The sequence below is a fragment of the Bradyrhizobium sp. AUGA SZCCT0431 genome (genome assembly GCF_018131065.1).
Taxonomy (GTDB): Bacteria; Pseudomonadota; Alphaproteobacteria; order Rhizobiales; family Xanthobacteraceae; genus Bradyrhizobium.
Genome location: NZ_JAFCLR010000086.1, coordinates 1 through 3828, shown reverse-complemented (window position 1 = coordinate 3828; position 3828 = coordinate 1). Strand labels below are relative to the sequence as shown.

The following is a 3828-nucleotide window of genomic DNA, read 5'->3' as shown; positions in this document are numbered from 1 at the left end:
GCTTTGCTGTTGATGCCAGCCTGATTGCGGCCGATGCCAACAAGCAGCGCTCGGTCGCGGGTCAGGATTGGCACAGGGATCGTGATCCAGCGAGGTCCAGCCGTGCGGTGAAGGAGTATCTGGCAACCCTTGATGATACGGCTTGGGGCGCCGCCAGCGATGTGGTCCCAAAGTTTGTCTCGCCATCCGATCCTGCAGCGCGGTGGACCGGAGCGCACAAGGGACCGGCATTCTTCGCTTACTCCGATAACTATCTCATCGACGTGAAGTTCGGCGTCATCGTCGACGTCGAGGCGTCCCGCGCTATTCGGCCGGCTGAGGTTGGTGCGGCGAAGACCATGATCGAGCGGACAGAAGAGCGCTTCGGCCTCAAGCCGGATAGGCTTGCGGCCGATACCGCTTACGGGGCGGCTCCAATGCTGAACTGGCTGGTCGAGGAGAAAGGTATCGCGCCTCATATTCCGGTGAACGACAAGTCGAAGCGGGACGACGGCACCTTCTCGCGCGGCGACTTTCGATATGATCCGACCGGCGACGTCTACCATTGCCCGGGCGGAAAGCAGCTTGGGACAAGTGGCACCGTGCATGAGGGCAAGACGCTTCTGTATCGCGCCAGCAAGCTCGACTGCGATGTATGCCCACTCAAACCGCAGTGCTGCCCCAAAGAACCAGCGCGCAAGATCCCGCGCGATATCCATGAGCATGCCCGCGACATCGCTCGATCCTTCGTTGGCACCGAGGACTTTGAGCAGTCGCGGCGCGAGCGCAAGAAGATCGAGATGCGGTTTGCGCACCTCAAGCGCGTCCTGAAGCTCGGCCGGCTTCGACTGCGCGGTCCACGAGGCGCCCAGGATGAGTTTGTTCTGGCCGCCATGGCACAGAACCTAAGGCGGCTCGCAACGCTGGTCGCGCGACCGTCACCGGCTCAGGTTCTATGCATCGCGTAGCGTTGGAGTTGCGTACAGAGCGTCAGGTCCGGCGGATTAAAGCCGGTCGCTCTTTAGCGAAAGAGTCAACCGCCCATCGGCAGCAACCGACTTTTGCAACAAAATCGGCCCTTCTGCGACGTGCTGATCCCGCCGAATGGCCGCTTTGCGCCGATATTGTTGAAGAAGTCGGCAGCCTAACTGTTCGAGATGGTGCGAGGAGCCAGGCGCGCGTGAGGTGGTTTGTGCTCAGGCAGGCATTGGGGCGGGCAACGGGATCAGCTTTGCCAGCCTTCTGTGGTTTTGGACTGTGGCAGCGAGGAGGAACTCGTCTTGAGCACCAGACGGACCTCTCAGCCTGAGCCGGTCCAGGCGCAGGATGCGCTTGAGATGTGCGAACAGCATCTCGATCTTCTTACGTTCACGCCGCGACGTCACGTAGGCTTCGGTCCTGGCGATGTCGCGCGCAACGTCACGGGCGTTCTCGTAAATTGAACGCGGGACCCTGCGCGCTGGCATCTTCGGACAGCATCGCGGCTTGAGTTCGCAGGCGTCGCAGTCATGTTTGCTGGCGCGATAGTGCAGTGTTGTCCCGTCATTCACCAGAGTCCCGGTAGAACTCAGCACCTTGCCGGCTGGACAGACGTAGAGATCGCGCTCCTGATCGTAGGCGAAGTCTTCGCGGGAGAACGTCCCATCGTCGCGGGCCGATTTGTCGAACACCGGAATGTGCGGCTCGATCGCGCGCTCGTTGACTAACCAACCCAGCATCTCGGCTGACCCATAAGCACTGTCGGCGGCCAGGCGCTCAGGACAGAGCCCGAGGCGATCTTCGGTACGCTCAATCATTGTGCGTGCCGCACCGACCTCGGCCTGCCGGATAGCTCGTGTCGCCTCGACATCGATGATGATCGCGGCCTTCAGGTCGATCAGGTAGTTGTCGGCGTAGGCAAAGAAGGCATGCCCTTTGTGAGCGCCGGTCCATTGTGCGGCCGGATCCGACTTGGAGATGAACTTCGGTACCGTCTCGCTGGCCGCGCCCCAAGCAGCCTCATCGAGGGTGTCGAGATATTCCCGGACGGATCGGCGCGTCCTGGCGATGGCCTCCCAGTCAACATCGTCGGCCCCAGCGGCAGAGCGCTGCTTGTTGGCGTCGGCGGCAATCAGGCTGGCATCGACCGCAAAAGCGGCTCCCTCGACCAACCCTTCGGCCATGCAGCGCCGGACCAAGGTCTCGAACAGCTTTCGCAGTAGATCGCAATCGCGGAAGCGGCCATGCCTATTCTTGGAGAAGGTCGAGTGGTCCGGCACATGAACCAGCGGTAAGCGAGGTTCAGGTGAACCTCCTCGCACAACCGCCGTTCAGAACGAATGCCGTAGCAGTAGCCAACCAGCAACATACGGACGAGCAGTTCAGGATCAATCGAAGGCCGGCCAGTAGAACTGTAAAATGGGGCCAAGTGGCTCCGAACGCCTGACAAATCGACAAAGCGATCAATCGACCTCAGCAAGTGGGTGGCCGGAACGTGTCGCTCAAGTGAAAACTCATAGAACAGCGCCGCCTGATCAACCTGCCGCGGACCCATCATCGCTTCCGGTCTCCACCCTCGAGACCGAATGAATCAGCGAACTCCTTCCGCTTCAACAGCAGAGTTTTTCAACAAAATCCGCCCAAAGCGGACTATGACCGCACAGTTGTTTTTCGTCGAAAATTGGACGCCGTCCATCCAATCAATTGTCCTACAAGCAAACCAATCAAACCGAGAAATGGTATGGGCGCCGTGAGCGCAGAGATAACAAAAGCAATGCCGAAGCCGGCATCAAAAATACTAGGAGCTGGGCCGGGCCAAATCATCGCGATGATTGGCAAAATGAGCATGGCCTCGATAACGCCAATGCCTTGCCCAGCATCGAAGACGTTGGAAACCATCGTCCAAGCCAGGGAAAACAATTAAACATTTGGGAGGGACATCGCCACCACGGAAAGCCACATCGCAGACCGGGCCGAGCCGAAATTCGGCCACAGGCGGCAAGTCAAGTATAAAGCGACAAATGGCCAGTTTATCACTGCGAAATCAAATGGCAGGTCTCGGATGAATGTTGAAAAACTATACCCAGAGGGTTTGGGCTGAATTAAACCGAACTTGTAGCCAAGATAGATCATGATAGCGAAGGCGCTTGGACCGAGTGAAGCTATCGCAAACGCAATGAGAGGAACGTGAGTCCAAGCAAGCGACCGACTGCTTGCAGAAACCGCGTCTCGTCCCTTGCGATATGCGAATAGTATCGCCAGCAGCATCACGCGAGGGCCAAATATTTATACAAATCGTATTCTAGGATCGGCAACATGACATCACTCTGAGCTTATTTGCGCGATTTCGTGATGCTCAGCCGTTGAGCAGTACAGCGCCAAATTCTTGGCGTGTCGAGGCAAATCAATGTCCGCCTTGGGGCCAGGCTGTGTGAAAACGTGCACGAGCAGAGAATGCGCAGAATTGTTTTCTCTCTTTTCTTCTTTCGATGGCGACTGCCAGAGCGGTTATTTTTCCAATTCAATGTAATCGAGACAAACTTTCTACGCTCAAGTTCGACGTCGGAGTTTTCACACAGCCTGGGTCAAAGGCGACCTCAGCCCGCAGGTGTGGCACGTCCGTTCTGCCCCCAAGAGCAGACATGCCCGCGAACGGCAGCATCGCGCCAGAAGCTGCCCTTGGCAGGCTCGAGATCCAACCTCCGCTTTACCCCCGAAAGCAGACTCAACTCGGAAATCGCGGCATGTCCGAAAAGTGCCAACAAGAGACTCGTGCATCGCAGCAAACAGCATCTCTATTCGATCACCTCATCAGCGCGAAGGAGTAACGGAGTCGGCACGGTGAGGCCGAGCGCTTTGGCAGTCTTCATG

At 57.9% G+C, this 3828-nt stretch carries 2 protein-coding genes and 1 pseudogene; 1 reads left to right on the top strand and 2 read right to left on the bottom strand.

The annotated features are described in order from the left end of the window. On the top strand, positions 1-947 hold a 947-nt coding region (locus JQ567_RS37735), incomplete at its 5' end, for a transposase (RefSeq protein WP_212443513.1). Positions 948-1175: 228 nt separating this feature from the next. On the opposite strand, the pseudogene JQ567_RS37730 reads toward JQ567_RS37735, so the two are convergent. Both JQ567_RS37730 and JQ567_RS37725 read right to left on the bottom strand, forming a co-directional pair. After that, positions 1176-2515 (bottom strand): annotated as a pseudogene (locus tag JQ567_RS37730) (IS1182 family transposase). A gap of 92 nt (positions 2516-2607) precedes the next feature. Further along, a complete protein-coding gene (locus tag JQ567_RS37725; protein WP_212443512.1) occupies positions 2608-2856 on the bottom strand; it encodes a hypothetical protein in 249 nt (82 codons plus the stop codon). Positions 2857-3828: the final 972 nt, after the last annotated feature.